At 39.0% G+C, this 24,072-nt stretch carries 19 protein-coding genes and 1 riboswitch; of the genes, 7 read left to right on the top strand and 12 right to left on the bottom strand.

Going from position 1 to position 24,072, the window contains the following annotated elements; all coding sequences use genetic code 11:
• Positions 1 to 19: 19 nt before the first annotated feature.
• The 3 genes from QQK02_RS13120 to QQK02_RS13110 form a co-directional block, all read right to left on the bottom strand.
• Positions 20 to 361, bottom strand: coding sequence for a hypothetical protein (locus tag QQK02_RS13120; RefSeq protein ID WP_284208515.1), 342 nt, complete (start codon positions 359 to 361; stop codon positions 20 to 22).
• A gap of 26 nt (positions 362 to 387) precedes the next feature.
• Positions 388 to 2,952, bottom strand: a complete 2,565-nt coding sequence (locus QQK02_RS13115; protein ID WP_284208514.1) for a sensor domain-containing phosphodiesterase — start codon at positions 2,950 to 2,952, stop codon at positions 388 to 390.
• 130 nt (positions 2,953 to 3,082) lie between these two features.
• Complete coding sequence (locus QQK02_RS13110) at positions 3,083 to 3,343, bottom strand: hypothetical protein (protein WP_284208513.1); 261 nt, start codon at positions 3,341 to 3,343, stop codon at positions 3,083 to 3,085.
• A 163-nt stretch (positions 3,344 to 3,506) separates the two neighbouring features.
• On the opposite strand from QQK02_RS13110, the gene QQK02_RS13105 reads away from it, so the two are divergent.
• The gene (locus QQK02_RS13105; RefSeq protein WP_284208512.1) at positions 3,507 to 4,346 is read left to right on the top strand and encodes a 2OG-Fe(II) oxygenase family protein; all 840 of its coding nucleotides are present in this window, start codon (positions 3,507 to 3,509) and stop codon (positions 4,344 to 4,346) included.
• 59 nt (positions 4,347 to 4,405) lie between these two features.
• On the opposite strand, the gene QQK02_RS13100 is transcribed toward QQK02_RS13105, so the two are convergent.
• Positions 4,406 to 7,573, bottom strand: a complete 3,168-nt coding sequence (locus tag QQK02_RS13100; protein ID WP_284208511.1) for an efflux RND transporter permease subunit — start codon at positions 7,571 to 7,573, stop codon at positions 4,406 to 4,408.
• Positions 7,574 to 7,576: 3 nt separating this feature from the next.
• Positions 7,577 to 8,755 carry an efflux RND transporter periplasmic adaptor subunit gene (locus QQK02_RS13095; protein ID WP_284208510.1) on the bottom strand — a complete coding sequence of 393 codons (1,179 nt, stop codon included), beginning with the start codon at positions 8,753 to 8,755 and terminating at the stop codon, positions 7,577 to 7,579.
• Between the two features lie 354 nt (positions 8,756 to 9,109).
• On the opposite strand from QQK02_RS13095, the gene QQK02_RS13090 reads away from it, so the two are divergent.
• Positions 9,110 to 9,562 (top strand): tellurite resistance TerB family protein, encoded by a 453-nt coding sequence (locus QQK02_RS13090; RefSeq protein WP_284208509.1) that lies wholly within the window; start codon positions 9,110 to 9,112, stop codon positions 9,560 to 9,562.
• Positions 9,563 to 9,622: 60 nt separating this feature from the next.
• Positions 9,623 to 10,453, top strand: a complete 831-nt coding sequence (locus QQK02_RS13085; RefSeq protein WP_284208508.1) for a CvfB family protein — start codon at positions 9,623 to 9,625, stop codon at positions 10,451 to 10,453.
• 63 nt (positions 10,454 to 10,516) lie between these two features.
• On the opposite strand, the gene QQK02_RS13080 is transcribed toward QQK02_RS13085, so the two are convergent.
• The 6 genes from QQK02_RS13080 to QQK02_RS13055 form a co-directional block, all read right to left on the bottom strand.
• Positions 10,517 to 12,955, bottom strand: a complete 2,439-nt coding sequence (locus QQK02_RS13080; protein WP_284208507.1) for a TonB-dependent receptor — start codon at positions 12,953 to 12,955, stop codon at positions 10,517 to 10,519.
• 54 nt (positions 12,956 to 13,009) lie between these two features.
• Entirely contained in the window at positions 13,010 to 13,321 is a 312-nt protein-coding gene (locus QQK02_RS13075) for a hypothetical protein (RefSeq protein ID WP_284208506.1), read from the bottom strand.
• Between the two features lie 98 nt (positions 13,322 to 13,419).
• Positions 13,420 to 14,544, bottom strand: a complete 1,125-nt coding sequence (locus tag QQK02_RS13070) for a succinylglutamate desuccinylase/aspartoacylase family protein (RefSeq protein ID WP_284208505.1) — start codon at positions 14,542 to 14,544, stop codon at positions 13,420 to 13,422.
• Entirely contained in the window at positions 14,541 to 15,773 is a 1,233-nt protein-coding gene (locus QQK02_RS13065) for a PLP-dependent decarboxylase (RefSeq protein WP_284208504.1), read from the bottom strand. The genes QQK02_RS13070 and QQK02_RS13065 overlap by 4 nt, the downstream gene beginning before the upstream one ends.
• A 4-nt stretch (positions 15,774 to 15,777) precedes the next feature.
• Positions 15,778 to 16,527 (bottom strand): 2,3,4,5-tetrahydropyridine-2,6-dicarboxylate N-succinyltransferase, encoded by a 750-nt coding sequence (locus QQK02_RS13060; protein ID WP_284208503.1) that lies wholly within the window; start codon positions 16,525 to 16,527, stop codon positions 15,778 to 15,780.
• Between the two features lie 128 nt (positions 16,528 to 16,655).
• Positions 16,656 to 16,828, bottom strand: a riboswitch (Lysine riboswitch).
• Positions 16,829 to 16,905: 77 nt separating this feature from the next.
• Positions 16,906 to 18,162, bottom strand: coding sequence for a DsbA family protein (locus tag QQK02_RS13055; RefSeq protein ID WP_284208502.1), 1,257 nt, complete (start codon positions 18,160 to 18,162; stop codon positions 16,906 to 16,908).
• A 130-nt stretch (positions 18,163 to 18,292) separates the two neighbouring features.
• Between QQK02_RS13055 and QQK02_RS13050 the strand changes: the two genes are divergently transcribed.
• From QQK02_RS13050 to arcA, 3 genes are all read left to right on the top strand, one after another.
• Positions 18,293 to 19,321, top strand: a complete 1,029-nt coding sequence (locus QQK02_RS13050) for a methyltransferase (RefSeq protein ID WP_284208501.1) — start codon at positions 18,293 to 18,295, stop codon at positions 19,319 to 19,321.
• Between the two features lie 69 nt (positions 19,322 to 19,390).
• Positions 19,391 to 21,016, top strand: coding sequence for a sensor histidine kinase (locus QQK02_RS13045; protein WP_284208500.1), 1,626 nt, complete (start codon positions 19,391 to 19,393; stop codon positions 21,014 to 21,016).
• A 177-nt stretch (positions 21,017 to 21,193) separates the two neighbouring features.
• The gene (arcA, locus tag QQK02_RS13040; protein WP_284208499.1) at positions 21,194 to 21,898 is read left to right on the top strand and encodes a two-component system response regulator ArcA; all 705 of its coding nucleotides are present in this window, start codon (positions 21,194 to 21,196) and stop codon (positions 21,896 to 21,898) included.
• Between the two features lie 36 nt (positions 21,899 to 21,934).
• On the opposite strand, the gene QQK02_RS13035 is transcribed toward arcA, so the two are convergent.
• The gene (locus QQK02_RS13035; RefSeq protein WP_284208497.1) at positions 21,935 to 22,282 is read right to left on the bottom strand and encodes an Hpt domain-containing protein; all 348 of its coding nucleotides are present in this window, start codon (positions 22,280 to 22,282) and stop codon (positions 21,935 to 21,937) included.
• Positions 22,283 to 22,747: 465 nt separating this feature from the next.
• Between QQK02_RS13035 and folE2 the strand changes: the two genes are divergently transcribed.
• Positions 22,748 to 23,671 (top strand): GTP cyclohydrolase FolE2, encoded by a 924-nt coding sequence (gene folE2, locus QQK02_RS13030; protein ID WP_284208496.1) that lies wholly within the window; start codon positions 22,748 to 22,750, stop codon positions 23,669 to 23,671.
• The last annotated feature ends 401 nt before the right edge of the window (positions 23,672 to 24,072 follow it).

Here is a 24,072-nt window from a genome sequence, read left to right as displayed (position 1 = left end):
AAGCGCCAAGGCGCTTTTTTTATTCTTGAGCCGAACGCCCCTTTTTAACTAATTCAACATCAGATATTTGATAAGGCGTGCCCCATTGCTGGATTGTCATCACATCTGTTAACTGCTTACCTGATACTTTTATTACAGTTCCTGCTTTTCTATATTCAGGTGCTAAATTCATTGGCAATAACTTCTTTCCATCTTGCGTAACAAGACCATAAAAGCCACCTTCAAACTCAAGATATTTCACTGTTACTGTGATCATAGTTGTATTTTGTTCTTTAATCTTCGCGCTGGTATTTTTTTCTGGCTCTGTTTGCTGACAGGCAGTTAGCGCCAACACGCTTAACATGATAACTAGATACTTCATCCTTAATCCTTAGTCCTCAATTTAAATTATGTCAATTCTAATGTCTTAATCACGTCGTCAGCAGACATCGGTTTTGCAAAATAGAAGCCTTGACCATAATTACAATCCATCCGCTGTAATAACTTAGCCTCTTGTTCATGCTCAATACCCTCACCTACCGTCGCCATTTGTAGGTTGGTCGCTAAATCAATAATCGTTTTGATAATGGCTCGGTTACTCTCATGCTCTTGCAAGTTTGTAATAAACGAACGATCGATTTTTAAAACGTCAATTGGGAAGCGATGTAAATAACTTAAACTCGAATAGCCTGTGCCAAAATCATCAAGCAAAATTTTGAAACCTAGCTGCTGTAACGCATTCATATTTGCTAAAACGATATGGTTATTTTCTAATAGCGCACGTTCGGTAATTTCTAGTCTGATTTGCGTTGGCTCAATGCCATAGGCCTCAGTGATCTTAAGAATTTCATCAGGTAATGTCGGATTGAAAAAGTGGTTGCAGTACAGGTTACAACTGACATAAAGCCCACTGGCTGAACCTAGTGATTTCCACGTTTGTAATTGCTTACAGCACTTTTCCAAGATCTGTAAATCAATTTGCATGACCAAGCCTGTTTCTTCGGCTAACGAAATAAATTCACTAGGATAGACAAAGCCACGTTTATCACTTTGCCAACGCGCTAGCGCTTCAAAACCAACAACCGCCTCATTGTCTAAATTTACAATTGGTTGGAAATAAGGGAGAAACTCTGAACGATCAATCGCTTCGCGCATATCGGTTTCTAAGGTAAGTGCGTTTTGTACTTTTTGGTGCATTGATGCATCAAACACTTCAAAGCGGCCTTTACCTTTATCTTTCGCGTGATACATGGCTGTATCGGCATCACGCAACATAATATCAGCACTTGCGTAGCGATCATCACTAAACAAGACACCAATACTTGCCCCGATAAATACTGGCTGTTTCTCAATATCAAATGGGCGCTCTAACATTTCAGTGATACGTTGCGCTATTTCATAAGCTTCATCATGATCATCTAGATCTTCAATCAAGATAACAAATTCATCACCACCAAGACGAGCAACAGTATCTTTTTCACGAATGATATATTTCAGCTCTTTGGCGATAATTTTAAGTAGTAAATCACCGGCATGATGGCCAAGGCTATCATTGACCACTTTGAACCTATCTAAGTCGAGGAACAACACAGCAAACTGCATGTCATTGCGACGCTTTTGGCAAGCAATCGCATGGTCAACAAGGTCGATAAATACCGTTCGATTAGGCAACCCTGTTAAAGCATCATGTGCAGCAGAATGCTTTAATAATGACTCGGCTTGTTTTCTTTGCTTAATTTCTTCTTCTAATGCTTGCGTACGAATTTGTACTTGTTCTTCAAGTAACTCATGAGTGCGTCGCTCATAGTCGATTGACTCACGGCGTTTAATCGCATTGGCAACGTGTTGTGCAACGAAGTTCAATAGCTCTGAATCTGATTCTGTATACAAGACATCAGATTGGTAACTTTGAATAACCATGGCACCAATAATTTGATCATCAATTTTTAACGGAACACCTAACCAAGATCGCGAATTCCCTTGAGGTTTTGACGTTACGTTTTGCTGATAAAGCGCATACATTTTATCTCGATCAAGCAAGACCTCTTTGCCAGAACGAATGACCAACTCAGTATAGTGATTAGACATTTTACGAGGTTTGAAATCTTGAACCTCATTTTCAGAGAGCTGGTCGACGAAATATAAGAAACTGAGGGTATCACTTTCTTTTTGATATTTAGCGACGAAGAAGTTAGATGCATTAATAAGCTGACCGACAATATTGTGTACTTGGGAATAGAAATGATCTAAATCTACAGTACTTTCAGAAGCCAATTCAGAAATTCTAAACAGAGATTCTTGCAATAGCTCAGACTTCTCACGTTCTCTGATTTGCTCCATGAGCTCGGTAGTACGTGCGGAAACTGCTTTTTGTAAGCGCTCGGTGTCTTGCACATAGGTCAGTGCAGAAACAATATGCTGAGCCGCAAAGTTCAACATATCTAAATCATCTTGCTGGTAACGAGTTGATTCCGTATAACTTTGTACGGCAATAACACCTACTATATAACCATCATCGATAAGCGGCACACCTAACCAATCAATACTGTCGGAACCTACATTAGATATTTCATCTTGCTGTTTCAGTTCAGCTAAGCGTTCAGGCGTTGCTAGCAGAGCCTTACCAGAGCGAATAACATAATTAGTTAAGGAACCATTGAAGTTTTCAAATGGAATTTTACCGATAGGCGTTTTATCATATTCATCTACGTGATAGACAAACTCTAGCTCTTCAAAGGTTTGATCATAAAGTACAATATAAAAGTTGTATGCAACCATCAAAGATGCAACAACATTGTGAACCTGGAAGTAGAAATCATGAATGTCTTTACATTCACTCAATAGGCTATTGAGCTTAAATAATGCATCGTGGCGATCGGCAAGGTATTGATATTCCTTTTTAAGGCTATCAAGTTCTTGCTGAACCTTTTTATTTTGCTCAACTAATTGGGTTAGATTTTGCGGCTTAGTCATACTACCAAATTGAATAAGTTAGCATTAAATTCCAACCATAATGTACTTTTTTCATGTAAATATCCACTCTTTCAATCCCATATTACAGTCTGTTAACAACATCGATAAGAGAGGTTACTACAATCGCCTTTTATTGATTTCTCTTCTCACCACATGACTTAGTTTTATAATCATCTTTATAGAATCTAGACTCAACACAATCTGTTTGATAGCGACGCTCTAACTCTTGTAAACGCATAGGTTGCCCTTTTGCTTCGCTCATTTGCTTATGTAATAGTTTACATTGCTGAATTTGCTTGTTTACTTCACTAACGTCCTCACAACCACCTTTAGTTGCTGAACAGCCCGCTAAAACTGCTGTAGTTACACATAAAGCGATAATATGTTTCATACTCTTCCTTTCTTTTTTACTTCTTATTAACCACTTTATGTTATCTATTAGTTTAGAGTGTTGATAGCAGAAAACGAAAAAAGCTTAAAAAAACTCGTAAATTCTTTGGTATTCACTATATTTCCATTAAAATATCCATGAAAATTTTGAGGATAAAATAGATATGCAAGTACAAGTTGTTGATTATCTCGCTGATGACGCGCCAGAAAAGTTCGTTAAAAGCTTAAGAGAAACTGGTTTTGGTGTATTAATCAATCACCCAATAAAACAAGAGTTAGTCGAATCAATTTATAAGAATTGGTATGAATTTTTCTGTTCTGAAGAAAAGCACGACTTTGCTTTCGATCCTGAAAAGCAAGATGGTTTTTTCTCTGCTGACGTATCTGAAACAGCGAAGGGTCATACAAAAAAAGATATTAAAGAATATTATCACGTATACCCATGGGGTCGTATCCCTAAACAACTTCATGACGAGATTCTGTCTTACTATAATCTCGCCTCCAATTTAGCTGCTGAGCTTTTAGACTGGGTAGAAGAGCATAGTCCTGCTGATGTTTCTCAACATTACAGTGAAAGGCTATCAAATATGATTAAAGATACGCCAAACACATTATTACGCGTTTTGCACTATCCGCCTTTACAAGGTGATGAAGAGCCAGGCGCTATTCGCGCAGCTGCCCATGAAGATATTAACTTACTGACAATTTTACCAGCAGCTAACGAGCCAGGTTTACAAGTTCAGCGTAAAGATGACAGCTGGATGGACGTACCTTCTGATTTTGGTAATTTAATTATCAATATCGGTGACATGCTGCAAGAGGCGTCGCAAGGGTACTTCCCTTCAACCAGTCACCGAGTGATTAATCCTACGGGTAAAGCGAGTGATAAGTCTCGTATCTCACTACCATTATTTTTACACCCGCGTAGTGAAGTAAAATTATCCGAACGTCATACACAAGCAAGTTACTTGCTAGAACGACTTAAAGAACTTGGCGTGAAATAATCTAGCGCTTAAGTATGAGTACTTAAAAGAAAAAACGGAGCTTACGCTCCGTTTTTTTATCAGGTAGTTTTTGAAGCTACCTGCGGGTCATCAATATCCACATCAACCTGCTCTGGCGATTTATTCTTTTTACGCCTAATAAGGTTTTTAATGTCTTCAATGACTAAGTACAGTGATGGGATCATGACCAGTGTTACTATCGTCGCAAATAATACGCCAAATGCTAATGACACAGCCATAGGAATAACCATTTTGGCTTGCATACTGGTTTCCATCATAATAGGTACTAGGCCAATAAAGGTGGTAAATGACGTTAGCATGATAGCGCGAAAACGTTTACAGCCAGACCACACCACAGCGTCGTACAGAGGAACCCCTTGAGCTCGGGTCTTATTGACATAATCAACCATAACCAGCGAGTCATTTATTACTACCCCCGCAGCAGCGATAATACCGAACATCGATAAGACGTTAAGATCCATCCCTAGTATCATATGACCAATCATCGCACCAACAATACCGAACGGGATCACCGTCATAATCATTAACGGCTGAGAGTATGACTTCAACGGAATCGCAAGTAAGGTAAAGATAACCATCATAGACAAAGCAAAATCTCTTAATTGCTTAGCTTGACCTTCCATTTCCTGCTGAATACGACCTGAAATTTCACTCTGCACCGTTGGGTACTTGCGCAACAATTCAGGAATAAAGTTCTCTCGAATATCGTTTGCTACTTTAAATGGCTCAACTTGGTCGGCGTCAACCTTACCCCAAACGTTAATCGTTCTATTACCATTTTCACGGCGAATACGAGTCACACCGTCTGTCAGTTTAATCTCTGCTAATTGCGACAACGGTAGTTCTGCACCCGTTGGCGTTTGAATCAATACATCTTCAACATGGCCAACAGCACTGCGTTGCGCTAATGGGTAGCGAATCATCACTTTAACTTCTTCACTATCACGTAAAATACGCTGAGCTTCTAGTCCGTAAAAACTATAACCAACTTGAGAAGCAATATCTGATAACGTTAAGCCAACGGTATAAGCTAATGGTTTAAGGCTAAATTGAACTTCTTTCGCGCTTGTTTGACGACTATCGTTAACATCACCAACACCTTTTAAACTATTCAATTTAGCTTTAAGTTCTTTGGCCGCAGCAAGCAGCTGTGCATCGTCCTGACTTTCAAGTCTAAAGCTGATGTCACCATCTTCACGATCACCACCAAATAAGTTATCACCAATTCTAAATTCTTTTACGCCCGGAAGAGTTGGGATTGCTTGGCGCCATAATTCAGCAAGTTCAAAGGTATTCATTACTCGCTGCTCAGGCTCAACTAATTTAACCATCAGGTTAGCGCGTGTTCGGCTACGAAGGCTAACATCCATATCTTCAATCATGCCAGCACCGTATTCAGCTTTAATATTGTCGTCAACTTGGTACAGAATCTTTTCAATGGTAAGCAGCGTGTCTAGTGTCGCTTGTTCAGCTGTATCGGTATTCATTTGCAATTCGATACGCGGGAAATCATGTGGCACTTTAGGCTGACCAACATAACGAATTAAACCACCTTCAAATAAGCCTGCACTGATAAATAATATGCTGACGAAAAACATCATCACGCCGTAACGATAGTTAAGAAAAACTTTTAAGCTAGGGCGATATACATTCTCAATAACATGCTTCATACCACGATCAACCGCAGCTCGTGCACGATCTAACGGGTTCTTAGGATTAAACGGCTTCACCTTCATTGAGATTAAATGCGCCGGTAAAATTAATTTTGACTCTATCAACGAGAAAATTAAACAGAAAATAACAACGAAACCTATCGATTTACTCCACGCTGATTCTGGGCCATCACCAAGAATTAGCGGAAAGAATGCTGCGATAGTTGTTAGTACACCGAACGTAGCCGGCATAGCAACTCGTTGTACACCGCGAATAACACTTTCTGCACTGTGGCCTGACTCTTCAATTTCAGCATGGGCACTTTCCCCCATAACTATCGCATCATCAACCACAATACCGAGTACTAAGATAAAGGCGAATAAACTGGTGATGTTAATCGTGACGTTAACCCATTCTAACGGCATCATTAACAGCGTACCTAAGAAACAAACAGGCAACCCCATCATGACCCAAAACGCTAAACGAATTCGTAGGAATAAAGCTAGCATCAAGAAGACAAGCACCGCACCGCTTTTCATGTTGTCTAACATCATGTTTAAGCGACCTTCAAGGTAATAGGTTAAATCAACCCATGGCTCGATGCTTACCCCTTCAGGAAGTACTTTCTGTTTTTCTTCAACGAACTGATTAATAACTTTAGCAACTGCTGTAATATCTTGATCTTCAGCTGCACCGATAAAGAAAGTTACCGAGTTTTTACCGTTGAATTTTTGGTAATGTAAACCTTCTTGGAAACCATCAATAACAGTTGCTACGTCACCTAACATTACCTTTGTGCCGTCTTGCAACGTAATTAAGGGAATACGTTCAAATTCATGGCCACGGTAAGCTTGGTTTTCAACACGCAGACTAATGTAACCGTTAGCACTACGTATTTGACCTGCTGACATGTTGCGAGAGTATCCTCGCACCGCACGCGCTACGTCTTGGAACGTAAGGTTATATTCACGTAACTTATCTTTGCTGACTTCAATAGAAATTTCATACCCTAAACCAGAGTAATATTCAGAGATGTTTATGAGTGGTAATTGCTGAATTTCATCATGAATTTTTTTCCCAAGAACTTTAAGCTCTCTAGGCGATAAATCACCATATAAACTCATCCACATAACTTCTTGGCGAATCTTAATACGCTCGACGGTTGGACGTTCCATACCATCAGGGAAAGATGAAATCGAATCAATTTGTGACTTCACTTCCTCTAAAACTATTTGAGGATCGTAATCGTCATCAACACGAAAGTAACCACTTGAAGAGTTACGGTTTGAGTAAGTAATTACTCGCTCTAAACCCTGTATTGTTTCTAGTGCTTCTTCAATTTTAATGGTGATCCCTTCTTCTACTTCTTGCGGAGCAGCGCCAGGGTATATCGCGCGAAATTCTAACCAGTTAATCTGTATTTGTGGGAACATTTGCTTGTTGATGGTATTTGCCGTAAGCAAACCACCAACAAGAATAAATATCATTAATAAGTTGGCTGCAACAGAGTTTCTTGCAAACCAAGCAATTATGCCTTTTTTAGTCGGATCCATGACTTACTCCTTGATACTTGCGATTTGCGTATCACCAGCTTCTTCAGGCTCAGAAAGTACTTTAGGTAAAGAAAGCTGCATACCGTCGACAGGGTAATCTAATGCAGAGGTAATTAACTGATCACCTTGCTGTAAGCCATGAGAGATAATCACTTGAGCGCCTTCTTGACGAACAATTTCAACCTCAACATAACGTAATTTCATTTCTTCATCGAGAATGGCAACTTTATTATCAACCACTAAATAACGAGGTACTGCGGCAGCAGATTCAACGTTTAAGCCAATAATGTCGGCATTAACATAAGCACCAAATCGAATAGGTTGTTCATTATGGTTTAAGCCATACGGGTCTTTAATTTCTGCTACGAGATAGCTCATGCGAGAATTAGCGTCAATAACACCTTCACTGCGTGCAATACCTGCAGTCCATTCGTGTTTTTTACCTGCATAGGTGCCAGATAAAACCACTTGCGCATTTTCACCGCCTTCAATTAAGAATTCTAGCTGGTTGTCAGCAACAGGTAAGCGAACTTCAGCGATATCTGTGCCTAATAACTTACCAAGGTTTCGACCAGTTGATACATAGGCACCTAAACCGATTTCTCGACTTGCAATCATTGCATCGTACGGTGCTTTGATTTCAGTGCGTTCAAGGTTACGCTTTGCTCTTAACACGCTGGCTTGTGCTGCTTTTACACTAGCAAGCTCTTTAGCTAATTGCGGTTTACGTAAGCTTAATTCCGTTGGCATTGTGTCAGTAATTCGCTTCCATTCTCGCTCAGCAACTTTACCATGTGCAACTTCCTGCTCAAGGGCAGCTTTAGCATTTGCTAAGTTAGCATCGGCTTCAATCAAGGCAGCTTCATAATCGCTAGGGTCAATACGTGCTAGCAATTGCCCTTGACGAACAAATCCGCCTTTTACGAAAGCATCAGATAATTCAACAATTTGACCACCTACTTGCGCAACTAACTCTGTTTCGTATTTAGGCATGACTACACCATATGACTCAACACGTAATTGTTTAGATTCAACATTAATAGGGGTAACAGAAACAATAGGGGTATTGTCAACTTTAGGCTTTTCTTCTGGCGGCTTTTTCATGCTCGCAAATGCGCCATAAATGGCAACGCCCATAACAAGTACGACAACAGGTACGATAATTTGTTTTTTCCGTGTCACGGTGAATTCCTCAAAATTTTAAAAGCAATTGGCGACTATGCGTTACATTCTACGTTAAAATTCGTAACCAAGACCCAACAATGTGTAACTGTCTATTACAATAGGTGTGCCGTTTTAAGGAAAAAGTTTAAAGCCGACAAAATTATTTTTTAAAACCATTAAAAACAAAGCGTTAAGAAGAAACTTCGTTAATAATCCATTCAAAAACCTATCAACAAAGCACACGTCAAAAAAAACAAGTTAGTATTATTTACCAATATTTAGTGAAAATAATAATTAATTATTAAAAACTAAAACTAGAAGATGCGGTCAAAACACGTTATAGATTAAGTATCAGCAGTAAGGCGATATTATATGATTGCAAAGATTAAAGCGTTTTTTGAACAACTCGATACGAGCAATGACGATGCGGAAAAAAATACGATTTCATTAGAAGTTGCTTGCGCAGTTTTACTTTGTGAAGTGATGAGAGCAGATCACCATATTGACGATTCAGAACGGATTGCCATTAAAGAGTTGCTCTCGGCTCACTTTCACCTCGATGACCAAGAGGTCGACGATATTATTGAGCAGGCGATGAGCCATAGTGACAACGCTAATGATCTTTACTTTTTCACGTCAAAAATTAATAACCAATGTGACATTGCGCAGAAAATCCATATTGTAGAATTACTGTGGCAACTCGCGTATTCAGACGGTGAAATAGCAAGTATAGAACACCATATTATTCGTAAAATTGCTGATTTACTTCACCTTCGCCATCACGAATATATATCAGCAAAAACTAACGCGCTGACGACAAAATAAATCTACTTAGCTGGGCGAATTAAGGTAAAATAACGTTTTTAATTTTAAAGATTGAAGACCATGGCACAAATAGGCGCATTCAACCAACTTACTGTCATTGATATAATTGCTCACGGAGCTGTTTTAGACGGTGGTGATAAAGGAGAAATTTTATTACCGAACCGCTATGTACCCGAGCAATGCCAAGCAGGCGATGTAGTTGATGTATTTATCTACGCCGATTCTCAAGATCGCTTAGTAGCGACAACACAAAAGCCCAAAGCACAAAGCGGTGAGTTTGCGAGTTTGAAAGTTGTTCAATCAAATAAAATTGGTGCCTTTCTTGATTGGGGCTTACCAAAAGATTTACTCGTGCCATTTAACCACCAACATCGACCAATGGAAGTGGGTAAATTTTACTTAGTGCGTGTATTGAATGATGAGCGCACCGAGCGCATTGTTGCGTCAAGCAAACTCGATAGATTTCTCGACGTTTGGCCAGCAGAATATGAACAAGGCGAAGCGGTAGATTTAATTATTGCAGGCAAAACAGACTTAGGTTTCAAAGCGATTGTTAATAATCAGCATTGGGGGCTTATCTTCCAAAGTGATATTTTTAAACCACTGCGTACTGGTCAGAAAATGAAAGGCTATATCAAGCAAATGCGAGAAGATGGTCGCATTGATTTGATGCTCAGTCGTGCAGGCAAAGGCAAAGTTATCGACTTTAAAGACCAGTTAATTGACTATTTAAATCAGCACGATGGTTTTTGTGATATCCACGACAAAAGCTCGCCAGCGCTTATCCAAAAGACATTTGGAGTAAGTAAAAAAGCATTTAAAGCAACGGTTGGACATTTGTTAAAACAAGGCAAAATTACCATTGAAGCCAATGGTATTCGCCTTAACTAACAGTAAAATATTTTAGGTAATAAAAAAGGCGCTCAAAGCGCCTTTTTTAGTGCTAGTTTTTTACTAGAAGCTACCACGAACACCCAGAACAAAGCCGCGACCTGGTAAAGGTGCTTCTTCTTTAATGAACGATGAATGAACTCGCGCTTCTTCATCTAACAAGTTCTCACCTTTAGCAAATAAGACAAGGTCGTTACCTACACCTTCAATGTAGTAATTGAAGTTTACGTCTACCAATGTGTATGCATCAGTAGTTGTTTCTAGCTCAGCAACGTTATCTTGTTCAAAGTAATGGGTAATGCCCAACTTCGTATCAAAACGTTCTGATTGATAATCAAACACCAAACCTGCACGCATAGGTGGAATACGTGGTAAGTATTTACCTACTTCACGGTCGTCAAATGATGCATGAATATAATCAGCAAAGAATTTAGACATCAATGAGTCGTTGATTCGGTAAATAAACTCAGATTCGAAACCTAATAAAGTGACATCAGCTTGACGATAAGCATAAACCGGCAACTCTTCACCGTGCTGTTCTTCATGGCCTTCTTCATCTTCATGGTGCTCATCTTCATCATGATGCTCTTCATCTTCATGATGTTCGTCTTCATCGTGATCATCATGTGCAAATTCAGCAAATAGGCCCGTGTTATCTAGGTAGTAATAGTTATCTATTTGGTTGTAAAAACCAGAGATAACAAATCCAAAATCACCTTCAAATTTACGCCATGTAACATCAATATTTTTTGATGTTTCAATATCAGGTTCAACGCCACTTAGCTCGACATCAATATGATCATCGTGCATCTCCACGTCATAAATTGCACCTACTTCATAAGTACCTGTACCAATATGTGGACCATTTGAATAAAGTTCAGCGGCTGATGGAGCACGTTGTGATACCGACATTGAAAAACCAAGGTTATAGCCAGGTTGATAATCCCAGACAAAACCAAGTGATGCGCTTAGTGGTGTAAAGTCGTAACTTGGAATTTCATCGCCATGTTCAGCTTCAATATCAACACGCTCTGCACGTAAACCTAGTTGCATTAATACATCATGATTTAAGTGTTTTTCTTCTAACCATGCAACAGCAAAGGTATCTGTTTTAGAAGGTGGTGTGAATGCTTCTTCGCCAGACGCTTCAAAATCTGTTGATTTATAATGGATTGTCCATGCACCTTTAAAGCCATTTACTTCTCTGTGGTATAGATCAACACGAGCTTCAGTTGAGTCGCTCTTAAAGGTTGTACCTACTTCACCGTTTTCTAGCTCTACATGTTGATAATCTGTGTAAGCAAACTTAGCGGCTAAACGATTAATGAACTGCTCATCAAATGAAAGCTCAGATAATAACTGAAAACGTTTTTGCTTCATGTCAGCAAAAACAGTCTCCTCTTCATGCTCTTCATCATCGTGATGCTCATCTTCTTCATGATGCTCTTCATCTTCGTCATCGTGATCTTCATCTTCGTCATGATGCTCTTCACCGTGAGAGTGGCCTGGGATCCCATAAGTATTGTTCATTTCACCGTATGAGAAACCAATAAAGCCATTGTCTAACAGGTAACTTGAGCCAATTGTAAAACCATCTGCTTCAGCCGAACTGTTTTCAAGTACTTCTTCATCTGTTGGAATATCGTAATCGTCAGAATCACGTAAGTAACCATCTACATGAAAAGCAAAGTTTTCAGTACCGGTGTTAAAATTAATTGAGCCAGCATTTTCATCAGCAACACTGTTAAATGAGTAGCGGTAATCTAATTGTGTTTCACTTGATGTCGGTACACGAGTATCTACGACGTTCACCACACCACCGATAGCACCACTACCGTAAAATAACGTTGCAGGGCCACGCAATACTTCAACTTGGGTAGCGGTTGCTGTTTCTGTCGTCACAACATGGTCTGCACCAACACGAGATACGTCAGATACATCTAAACCATTTTGCGTAATCATAACACGTGGGCCATCTAAACCACGAATAATTGGACTACTTGAATTAGGGCCAAAATATGATGAGTGAACACCAACTTCATACTTTAACGTTTCGCCTAATGTTGCAGCTTGTTTTGATGCCAATTCATCTCCCGCCAATACATTAATTGGCAATGCCGACTCAATTGAAGAAGCATGTAACGGTGTAGCGTAAACGTCGATAACTTCTAATACAGTAGGTGATAAAGTTACATTCAAGTTGTTCAAACCTTGCTCAGTTACCGTTACATTTTGCGTAACGTGACTAAACGAATCTGCCTTTATATGCAGTTCTGATTTGCCAATACTGACTTTATCAAAGCTAAAGTTACCTGATGTATCAGTCTTCACCATTTTAGATTCATTTAGTTCAATCGTTGCATTTGCAATCGGTTGACCGTTTTTATCTACAATTTTACCTGAAATGGTGTTTGCTAATGCTGGTGCAGCAAATGCAGAAATTACTGCAGCTGACAACAACGAACGCGTCCAGCGAGGACCCGAAGTAAAACGCGAGCTCATTGCTCTTCTCCCAAAAATATTATTAGATTTAAATGTGTTTTTCGATTGATGTGTTTACGAGTGAGGAGGTGCCCTTAACGGTGCGTTAAGGTTAATTGGACTCTCAAGTAAATGAATAGATTGGTAATTAGATACGACAAATTCAAAGACAGAAATTGTAGCAGGAATTGATAACGTTTCAGGTGGTGGGTGCCCGCCAAAATGACAAACACTGCAGTCGACTTCAACAAGATGATCATCAACAAAACCGACATGGGCACTATGAGCGACATTAGCCCATAGCAATGCAAAGACAACACATAAAAATATGTTGACTACACGTTTGGAATATTTGTCATTCTCAAAGGAACGAAAATGTGGCGCCATGAACCAAATCAGTCAGATGAATATTATGATGTTATAATATATCAAAAGCTAACAATTAAAAATACTCTATGTGATTTTTTCGTCAAATGGTACACTTTTTACGTTATTTGAAAGAATTTACTAAACACTTTATATAGTTCAGTACCTTGATTCACGCTCGCAGAAGCAAAGTGCAAAATCGGAATAACATCATGATCTAAACTAATATAATGCAGTGCGTCGCCATCACCGTAATTATCCATGCGAAGAATACGAGCAAGCGGCTGTCCTGCTTTTAATACTTCACCAAAATCAGCTAAATAATCAACCATACCGCCCATCGGCGAATAAAATGCCTTGTAATCACTCAACATACAGCCGTAACGGGTAATTTTTTTTGGGGTAAATTCCGTCGTTTGAATAACCTTTTTATATTGTAAGTAACTTAAAATACTTAATGCATCTTGATGAGCCACATCTAAATCGATCAATTCTTGTGAACCCAGCTCTACCGTAAAACTTTCACGCTCAAGCGTGTAATCAATCCCTTTTGCATTTAATGATTTCGCCAAGGTCCACCATGGGCAAAAAGTGGCTTCATCCATTGCACCGTCAAAACTATTGGGGATTAAAACCGTATGTTCAATATCAAAATATTTAGCACTGTTTTGTGCGTATTCAGGACAATACAAATGTTTAGATGAAATAGGGCCAGTATGTAAGTCGAGTACGAGATCTGCTTGATGTGCCATTTTTTGCAATTGATAAGCAATACGCTGCCCAGTTGTTAAACCATATTGGTTGTGATCGAGTTTCTGCTCAACATTGCGCAATAATAGTTGCTGAAAACCTTCATCGATCTGCGCCTGCGATAACCCATCTACCTGCTCAACATAATGATCAATGCTTTCTTGATCGAAATGATACATGCGATTCCAATTAACGCCTGTTATTGGATCGAAACGGCCTAATGTGTACTCGCCATTCTTATGATTTGCCCCGACAGGGTTCGCGTAGGGCACTAAAGTAATATCACCCAATAAAGTTAGCTGCTTGAGTTGTTCAAGCAACTGATAAATCACCGCGTTGCCTTGCACTTCAGCGCCATGCATATTCGCTTGAATATAAACATTAGGCCCCTTACCTTGGCCCTTAATAAAATAGACAGGCACAGTTAACTTAGCGCCAGAGGCCATTTCGCCCATATCAAGCACTGACTTTTCAATATGTGTATCTTGTTTCATCGTAAATACCACTGAGGCGCTTGTGGCTCTCTTATTAGCTCAAAGTTTTGATCAACGAAAATATATTCTGCGGCTATATCATGACACAAAAAGAACGGCATACTTTCAGTAAAGCCATAAGCGCCACAAAGTCCAAAAACTAACGCATCGCCTTCTTTGACGTCTTGCGGAAAATCAAATTCCCCTAGCTTATCCAGGCTTGTACATAACGGGCCATGAACATGGAAATGTTCACACTCACTTGCTGATGTTCTTAATAGTCTGGTAGGAAAGGGTTGATTGGTTATTGCAGGGCGTAATAAATGATTGATACCGCCAGCGAGAATAAGCTGTTGGCTACCAAAATTATCTTTTCTATCAACAATAGGCGCAATGTAATACCCTGATTGCGCAACCGCGTAGCGCCCTAGCTCTAACCAAATTTCCTTTACGTTGGCTTTTTCTTTTATTTCTGCGAGATCTTGCATTGCTGTAGACCAATTTATCGCTTGGCCAGTTTGTAAATAGTCAATGCCGAGGCCACCACCTAAATCTAATATATCTAAATCAAAGCCTAATGTTTCAGCAAGTTGCGACAGTGGTGGAATCATTTGTGACCACAGCTCAAACATTTTAGCGTTGCTCAACATATTACCCCACTGGAAAATATGAATACCGCAGATATTAACATGTTGATAATCAGCTATAGTAAGCGTTTGCCATTGTTGCGTTGCTAAACCAAAAGGGGTCAATTCGTTGCCCCCCAGTGGGTTTTTCTCACCTTCTGGCCATTGAAGTTGTACTCTCAATAAAACCTTTGGCGTAACACGTTTTTGTTCTGCAACCTCATTGAGCCATACAAGTTGATTGATACTTTCTACAACAAAAATAGCAACACCACGATCGATAAACCGTGCGATTTGTTGTCTAGATTTCGCGGGGCCTGTATTAAGGATATTTTGTGGCGAAACACCTTGTGCTAATACTTGCTCTAACTCACCTTGGCTTGCAACATCAAAACTAAAACCTTGATCAGCGATGGTTTTAATAACGCTTGATAAGGGGTTAGCTTTGACAGCGAACCAAAGCTTAACAACATCTTGTTGCTGCAATTTTGCTAAATGCTGTTTTAATTGCTCTATGTGATAAACATAGTAACCGTTTTCTGGCTGTACTCTCAGAAAGTGATCTTCCAAATCACGGACAAATTCAGGCGCAATAAAACGAGGTTGAGAACGTTGATTCGACATAAAACTACCTTAATAACGACTCAAGTTCTAACGCCGCATCACTTTTTTCATCTCGATATTTCACGATAAGTGCACATGCCATTTGTAAACCTTGCTCTTTCGCCCAGCCACTCGTTATAGGACGTGTTCCTTGCACTACGACTGCGTTTTCAGGAATTGGAGCACCACGCTCTAATTGATATTCATGGACGCAATCATATACAGGCATAGATGCGCTCAAACTAACACCGGGTGCTAAAACAGCACCTTTTTTAACAACACGACCTTCAACAACGACAACGCCAGCGCTTAAAAAGGCATTATCTTCAATAATCACAGGGCTGGCACCGATAGGTTCTAAAACACCACCAATTTGTACCGCAGCCGATAAATGGACGTTTTTACCAATTTGCGCGCATGAACCAACTAAGGCATGGCTATCAACCATGGTACCTGAATCAACAAATGCACCAATATTGATATAAGCCGGTGGCATAATAATAACACCGCTTGCGACATGTGCACCGGCTCTCACTGAAGAGCCACCAGGTACCATACGCACGCCATCTTGTGGAGTGTAGGATTGTGTTGGGAGGTTGTGCTTATCAACAAAGCCATGATATTGATTTTCAAAAGCAACGTTTTCGCCTGCTTTGAATACTTCTAAAATCGCTTGTTTAACTTGTGTGTTTGCGTGCCATTCGCCCTGCTCGTCTTGGTATGCAGCGCGCAATGTGCCTTGCTCGAGTTGAGCTAATGTTTCTTGCCAATTCATGATGTAACCTTCTAATCTAAAACAACTTACGAGAAGACAAGAAAGTAAAGATACTACCTTGAACTTAACGAGATTAAAGCTCAAGGCATGTGATACGACAGTAGGCGGTAGCCTCTGAAAATATGACATTAACCAGAAGCTCTCCACCAATTACGGTGACAATTGCTAGGATTCAACCTATACAACCGACAAATAAATCATCAAAAATATATTTGTCTCGGCGTTAATCCCCCTCATTACCCTTCATTGGAGTTTGATCTCCTCGAAGTAATTACCTGGTTAACGCTCCTCTTCTGACTTTGTGCTCGTTGAATAAACGTCAACGAGTAAAAAAGACGGGGCTATTTAAACACGATGTAAATTTATTGGCAATAACCTTTAGTTATCATTTAGGTCAATTATTGCTTGTTCAATTTGCCAAAGTCTATCCTGCCCCCAAACGCTCAATTCTCTGTACTCGAAAACAGGTACTCCCCAGAACCCTTTCTCAGATAAATGGTTGTCATTTTCATCTATGCTGGCTTGCCAGGGGTTATGCTTTGAAAAATGTAACGCAGCTTCCACATCTAAACCAATGTGAAGTAAAATTTTCTTCACATTGCGTAATTTAGACAAGTCGACGCCATCAACATACACCGCTTGAAACAAAGCCAATAAATATTCTACTTCACACTCGCAGTATTTGGCGTAGTAAAAAAACTGGTAGCTATTGATAACACCTTCGCCGATAGGGTCGGCAAATTTATGAAAAGGGATATCTTTCGCTTTAGCCTCTCTGACGGCATCGGTAAATATACACTTTTGTTTTAATCGAGATACAGACAAGCCCCTCATTACCATAGGCATCAAAAGTTTAATGTTTAACGTAAGTTGATAATGACTTGCAAGTTTCTGTGCCTGAATAAGGCCTAAATAGGAATATGGGCTGCGTAGCGACAAATAGGCCGTCACCGTTTCCTGTTGCTTATGACCAATATTAGCGAATACTAATTGTGTTTGTAGATAACGGAAACTGTCATTAGTGATATTGAGTTGCTGTTGATTTAATAAAGTCTCAAAATGACTTAGTCGATCAATTCCCCAATACCATTGATTCATAAAACGAATGGTTGCTGGTAGGTAGTGTCCCCTGTGCTTTTGTGTTTCTTGATTATTTAATAACGCATTAATAACAGGCGTAGATAACGCATAGATGTCGTCATATTGCCCTCGCCAAGTTTTACGAAAAACGTTAACCGCATTGGCAACAGTTTTTGGTAGAAGTTGCCACTCTTGTTGCCCTGTGTTTATGTCATCTACATTTGGGTATTGCATAATTTCATCTAATTGATAGCGTTTGGCTAGCTGATTTACATCATTTCTTGACCACGCTTGCCATAGCTTACTATTAGCTGAAATATCATGGTTTGTGCCAGCGACGAAATAGATTTTAAAGGACAGCTTAAATCGTTGCTCAAGCTCCGGCAACACTTGAACCAGCATATAGCTATACGGATCGGTTAGCGCTAAATAAACTTCAGCAGTTGGCTCATTGCGAAATAGCTTTTGCTTTATTTTGCTGCGATAAATCTGGCAATCTGTAGATAAATCGCTTGCCAGCCAACGCGTCACCAACCTTTTAATGGGTTTTATCAATTAATAGCGCCTAACATCCGTATTACGATGTCATTAAAGCTAACACATATTCAATAGAACATCGCCTATAGTCACACATTGCGATAGTTTGTGGCATAATGCGCTTTTTTTAGAATTACTCACTCACATTATGTCTGTCGCAAATACTAGTCAGTTATTAATTAAGAACCTCGACCTATTAAAAGCTCAAACGCCACTCTTTATAAATATTTCGGCAGATCTATTTGTTGAAGAGTATCAAGCGGCATACCCTGATGCCCAATTGAGCTTTTATAATCACCATTATGGTGAGTATTTAGCACATCAAAAAAAACAGCATGACGTTCAGTTTTCTCATCAATACACAGCAAATAAGCAGCACGACGTTGTTGTCATTCTCTTTCCAAAAAGCAAAGCTGAACTCGCCTATACCTTGGCGATGCTTAATGATGTGGTGACCAATGAGACACTTATCTATTTTGTTGGCGAGAAAAATTCCGGCGTAAAATCTGTTGAGAAACTCGCTAAAGGCTTTCTTCAGCATTGCCAAAAAGATGATGCTGCGAGACATTGCATGCTATTTAGTGGTTGCTATATCAATCAAACTCAACCATTTAACCTCGACGATTGGTATAAGAGTTATCCGGTTAATGTGCATGACAAAACCATCAACGTATTTGCCCTGCCAGGTGTTTTTAGCCAAGAAAAGTTAGATGTTGGTACACGCGTACTGTTAGAGTTTTTACCCGATTACTCTGATGCATCGGTGCTAGACTTTGGTTGTGGTGCAGGCGTAATCGCTGCTTATATTGCGAGTAAAGATAAAAATGTGACATTATCGCTGGCAGATGTCAGTGCCTTAGCACTTGCTTCAGCAAAAAAAACGTTGTCACAATTAAACATCAAAGCCAATTTCATCGCTACCGACAGCATGTCTAATATTACCAATGCTTTTGATCATGTCATCTCCAATCCTCCTTTTCATCAAGGATTGAAAACTCATTATCAAGCAACTGAAAGCTTTTTAGACAATATCGTTAACCATATTAATAAGCATGGCTCTTTGACGATAGTCGCAAATAGCTTTTTAAAGTACCAGCCTATTATGGGTAAACGCTTTAACTCGGTAAAACAGCTGATAAAAGCCAATGGTTTTACGGTATATTCGGCAAAACGTTAAAAAAATGATAAATATGAAGTGATAGTGTAGATTTAATAGAGACACTAACTTTAATTTTATCATTTGTTTATGGCTAGGAATAACATCTCGATCTCAAGACAGATCCTTTGGTCAACAGCAGGCTTGGTTTTTACCGCCTTGTTGGGCTCGTTGATTTTTGCCAATCACTTATTTAATAAAAATCAAGAAAAGCATGTAGCGAGAACTTTTGAATCAGTCGCGCAAATTATTGCCGATAGAAGTTTAGATTTCCTCAACGCCGAAAATGGCGAATTGCTTGATCAAGACTTAAAGCGCCTCGATAGCTTGCCAATTATCGATCAAATACTCATTTTTAAACTCAATGAGTATACCAACGAAGAAACCATCTTCAGTCGATATAAAAAGCAAGACGAGACCCCTTCTTTCACTATTGATTTTGCACACATCAAAAGCTTAACCAGCACAGTGTTTACGAGCTCGATTATAGAATATGCTTACCCAATAGAGTTAAAAGGCCAGCTGATCGGCTATATTTATATGCAAGGTAATATTAACAGCTATAAACTTGCCAACCGAGCGGTGATCATTACACTCACCGCCACCACACTAGCTATTCTTCTACTAAGCTTTATCATTGCTTACTTTTTAATAAAAAAAGTGAAATATCCATTTTCGGTTATTTCCGACTCGGTAATTACTGTAGCCCAACAGAAAAACTATAAGCTCACCTGCCCCGAACAGCCGTACATGGAAGCCCAATTACTTTCCAACAATATTAATTTACTTTACGAACGAACAGATAAAGTAATCAAAAAACATATTAACGCTGCCAATCAACTAAAAGAGCAGAATACCGATTTAGAAAATAAAGTAACAAGCCGCACTGATGCACTTAAAGAATCGAACAGTGAGTTGCTTTCAACATTAGAGCAGCTGCATCAGTATCAAGAGCAATTGGTTGAAAATGAGAAAATGGCATCACTAGGTGATTTGGTTGCAGGCGTTGCCCACGAGGTAAATACTCCTATTGGTTTAGGTGTTACCGCATCGACATTAATGATAGATAAACTTGAAGGCTTGAAGAATGAATTCAAAAGTAAAACATTAAAGCCTAGCCAACTTGATCGTTATATCGAAGAAAGTGAAGAAAATCTGCAGATTATTGTGCGTAACCTAGATAGAGCAGCGAATTTAATCTCGAGCTTCAAACAAGTAGCTGTTGACCAAAGTGTTGAAGATGAACGTGAATTCAATATGAAACAACTCATTGATGACGTTTTCCTCACACTAACGCCAAAAATAAAGCAACATCAGTATCAATTGTGCTTAAAATGTGAAGAATCGTTATTTGTCCGAAGTAAACCAAGTCCGCTAACACAAATATTTATCAACTTAATTATCAATAGTTTTATCCATGGTTTTGAACATATCGATGATGCGAAAATATCTATCACCATTCGTCCATCAGACGAGCGTTTAACGGTAATATACAGTGATAATGGTGCCGGTATTAGTGAAGAGATGCGTGAGAAAATTTTTGAGCCTTTTTCTACGACTAAACGCGGAGAAGGTGGCTCAGGTTTAGGTATGCACTTAGTATACAATCTTGTCACACAAGCACTAAAAGGTACTATTCAGCTAGATGACAACGGAAACAAAGGTGCAACATTTATTATCGATTTCCCTATCGAAATATTAACAAAAAACGACTAAAATGAGCGCCATACGTTAATAGTACGCTAATGGCTATCTTTAAAATTTGCTTCGTATTTACAATTGAATTCATAAGATTACATAAGCAAACATAAAAACAACTTCACATAGTTTATAATTTAATCAAATTTAAGATAGTCACGCTATCACAGCCTTAAATGAAAGGGAAAAATTGATATGCAAAACAACCACATTTTAATCGTTGAAGACGAAGACGTAACACGTTTTAACCTTCGAAATTTATTTGAAGCAGAAGGGTACAGCGTTTCTGAAGCAATCGATGGCGAAACCATGGAGCAAGAATTAAAGGCTAACCCTGTCAGTTTAGTCATCATGGACATTAATCTACCGGGTAAGAATGGTTTATTACTAGCGCGTGAATTGACTAAAAACCCTGATTTAGGCTTAATTTTCCTAACAGGGCGTGATTCAGATATAGATAAGATACTAGGTTTAGAAATTGGCGCTGATGATTACCTAACGAAGCCATTTAACCCTCGTGAATTAACCATTCGTGCGCGTAACATTTTGAGTCGTGTGACACAAACCAAGAAAGAACCTGATAATGCAATCATTACATTTAATGGTTGGCACTTAGATGGTAATTCTCGCAAGATGACATCACCACAAGGTGATTTGATTTCAGTACCACGTGGCGAGTACCGTGCATTACGTTTGTTAATTGCAAACACAGGTCAAATTGTTACTCGTGCACAATTAATTAAAGAAATGACAGGTCGCGAGTTACGCTCAAATGATCGTACAGTTGATGTAACCATTCGTCGCTTACGTAAGCATTTTGAATTAGATAACGATTCACCAGAATTAATCAATACCATTCATGGTGAAGGTTATCGTTTTGTTGGTGTGGTAGACGCGTAAACGAAAACCCAACAGCATGAATAGTGGCTCACGCGTTTATTGCGCGTCGAGCCAGTTTTTAAATTCTCCGATCGACTCTTCATTTAGTGCTTTCATTTGATCAACAAGTGATTGCTTTTCATCGCTTGATACGCTTGAATGCTCAGTCTCAACCATATACGCATGCATACGTAACAAGCCTACACTGCTTGCAGCACCCTTAAACTTATGACATCTCTCATGCCAATCTTGTTGAGAGCCATCAGGTAAGCTCGCGGCAATTTCATCTATATAGATAACAGACTGTTCCTTATATAAGTCGAACATCTGATTAACAATATCTTTGCCTAGGCTCTCTATGTAGCCATTTAATAAAACTTCATCAATAAAAGGTTTGTCAGACACAATTAGTACTCTCAATAATTTCTAATAATTCGATTTTGCGGCGCTATTATGCCACAAATAAATTAAATAACATTAACTGTTTGTGAAGTAGAATTCACAACAAAAGTGCATTCTTCTCGTTATGCTTAACGTTATTAGCTGCATTATAGAAGTAATTAACTACCATAGTGTTTATCTTTGTATGCCAATAAATACTCATAATGCATATATAATAACCATAAATTGAGTATCGCTTAACAATTTCCAAAAAAACGCCTATCTATAGAAAACGCCTACTGGCATTGCATTTCAACCATTTTTCATTCAGAATAGCCGACCTTTTTAGTCAAGCTTTATCATTGTGTACGATTTTGCAATGAATTAGTTAAAATAGTACTAAAGAAATCTAATGTTTTCGGGTAAAATATGCGCCCTTAAATAAACGTAGTGAATACTTTCGCGCTTGTATTTTTTATTGGAGAAGTAATGCCAACATCAATGCCTGATATTGCTAATCAGTCTACAGCCCAAACCGAAGGCACATTAGACTGGGTAGGTATGAGCAATATTGAAATGCCAGTCATGATTGCATCTAAAGGTGAAACGCAACGAATGTGCTCTGCGCACGTTGACGCTTTCGTAAACCTTAAAGATCCAAAAGCCAAAGGCATTCACATGTCTCGCTTGTATTTACTTCTCGATCAACTTTCAAGTGAAAACGTGCTAAATTACCAAACATTAGTAACGTTATTAGATGGTTTCATCTCTAGCCATCAAGACTTAAGCGACAATGCCAAAGTGCAATTCAAATTTGATTATCACTTACGTAGAAAATCATTAATGAGCGGTAAACGTGGCTGGAAAGCATACCCAACCACAATAACTGGTCGCTTAAATCAAGGCAAATTAGACATTGAGCTAGCAATAGATGTTCGATACTCGTCAACTTGTCCTTGCTCTGCCGCACTTGCGCGCCAACTAATTCAACAAGCATTTAAAGAAAAGTTCTCTGAGGAACAAGTCAACTTAAATGATGTCCATGAATGGTTAGGCACCACTGACGGTGTAGTTGCAACACCTCATAGCCAACGCTCTGTTGCTGAAGTAAAAGTAAAATTAAATTCAACAGTCAGTGAGTTTCCTATCACTGACTTAGTAGATTTAATAGAAAGCGCATTACAAACGCCTGTGCAAGCTGCGGTTAAGCGTGAAGATGAACAAGAGTTTGCCCGATTAAACGGTCAAAATTTAATGTTCTGTGAAGATGCTGCAAGACGTTTACAACACGCGATGTTACAAGCTTCTGAATATGATGACTTTTGGTTACGTATTAACCATCTCGAGTCACTACACGCACATGATGCAGTGAGTGTAACAACGAAAGGGCTCGCTGACGGATATCAACCGTAAGTTTTCACTGAATATCGATAAAGGCCAGTTTCCATCAAAGAAACTGGCCTTTTTTATGAAAAATCAAATAAAATTCAACTGCCTAATCTCCTACAGCTAGTCAAAAAGTTAGACTATTTCAAGAAAACGCCTCCACAGCCAACTAAAACCGACTGCATAAATAGACAAAATAGTTAACATAACCGACTACAATCATACCAGGCCTTTCGTGAAAGTTAATTACATAAACACTTCTAGCCTGATGAAAATCCGAGCAACAAATAGAGATAAAATAGCTAATTCTCTTTTTACCTTATAAATAAGTACCATTTGCTCTAATAAAACTGTAATAAAACTACGAGCAAATACTCTATTTTTATTGACGAATGATGAATAACTAGTTAATGTAAAAAGTTCCTCTA

The organism is Thalassotalea eurytherma (assembly GCF_030161415.1).
Lineage (GTDB): Bacteria > Pseudomonadota > Gammaproteobacteria > Enterobacterales > Alteromonadaceae > Thalassotalea_G > Thalassotalea_G eurytherma.
The sequence above is the reverse complement of the archived record's forward strand: the minus strand, read 5'-3'. Positions and strand labels throughout refer to the sequence as shown.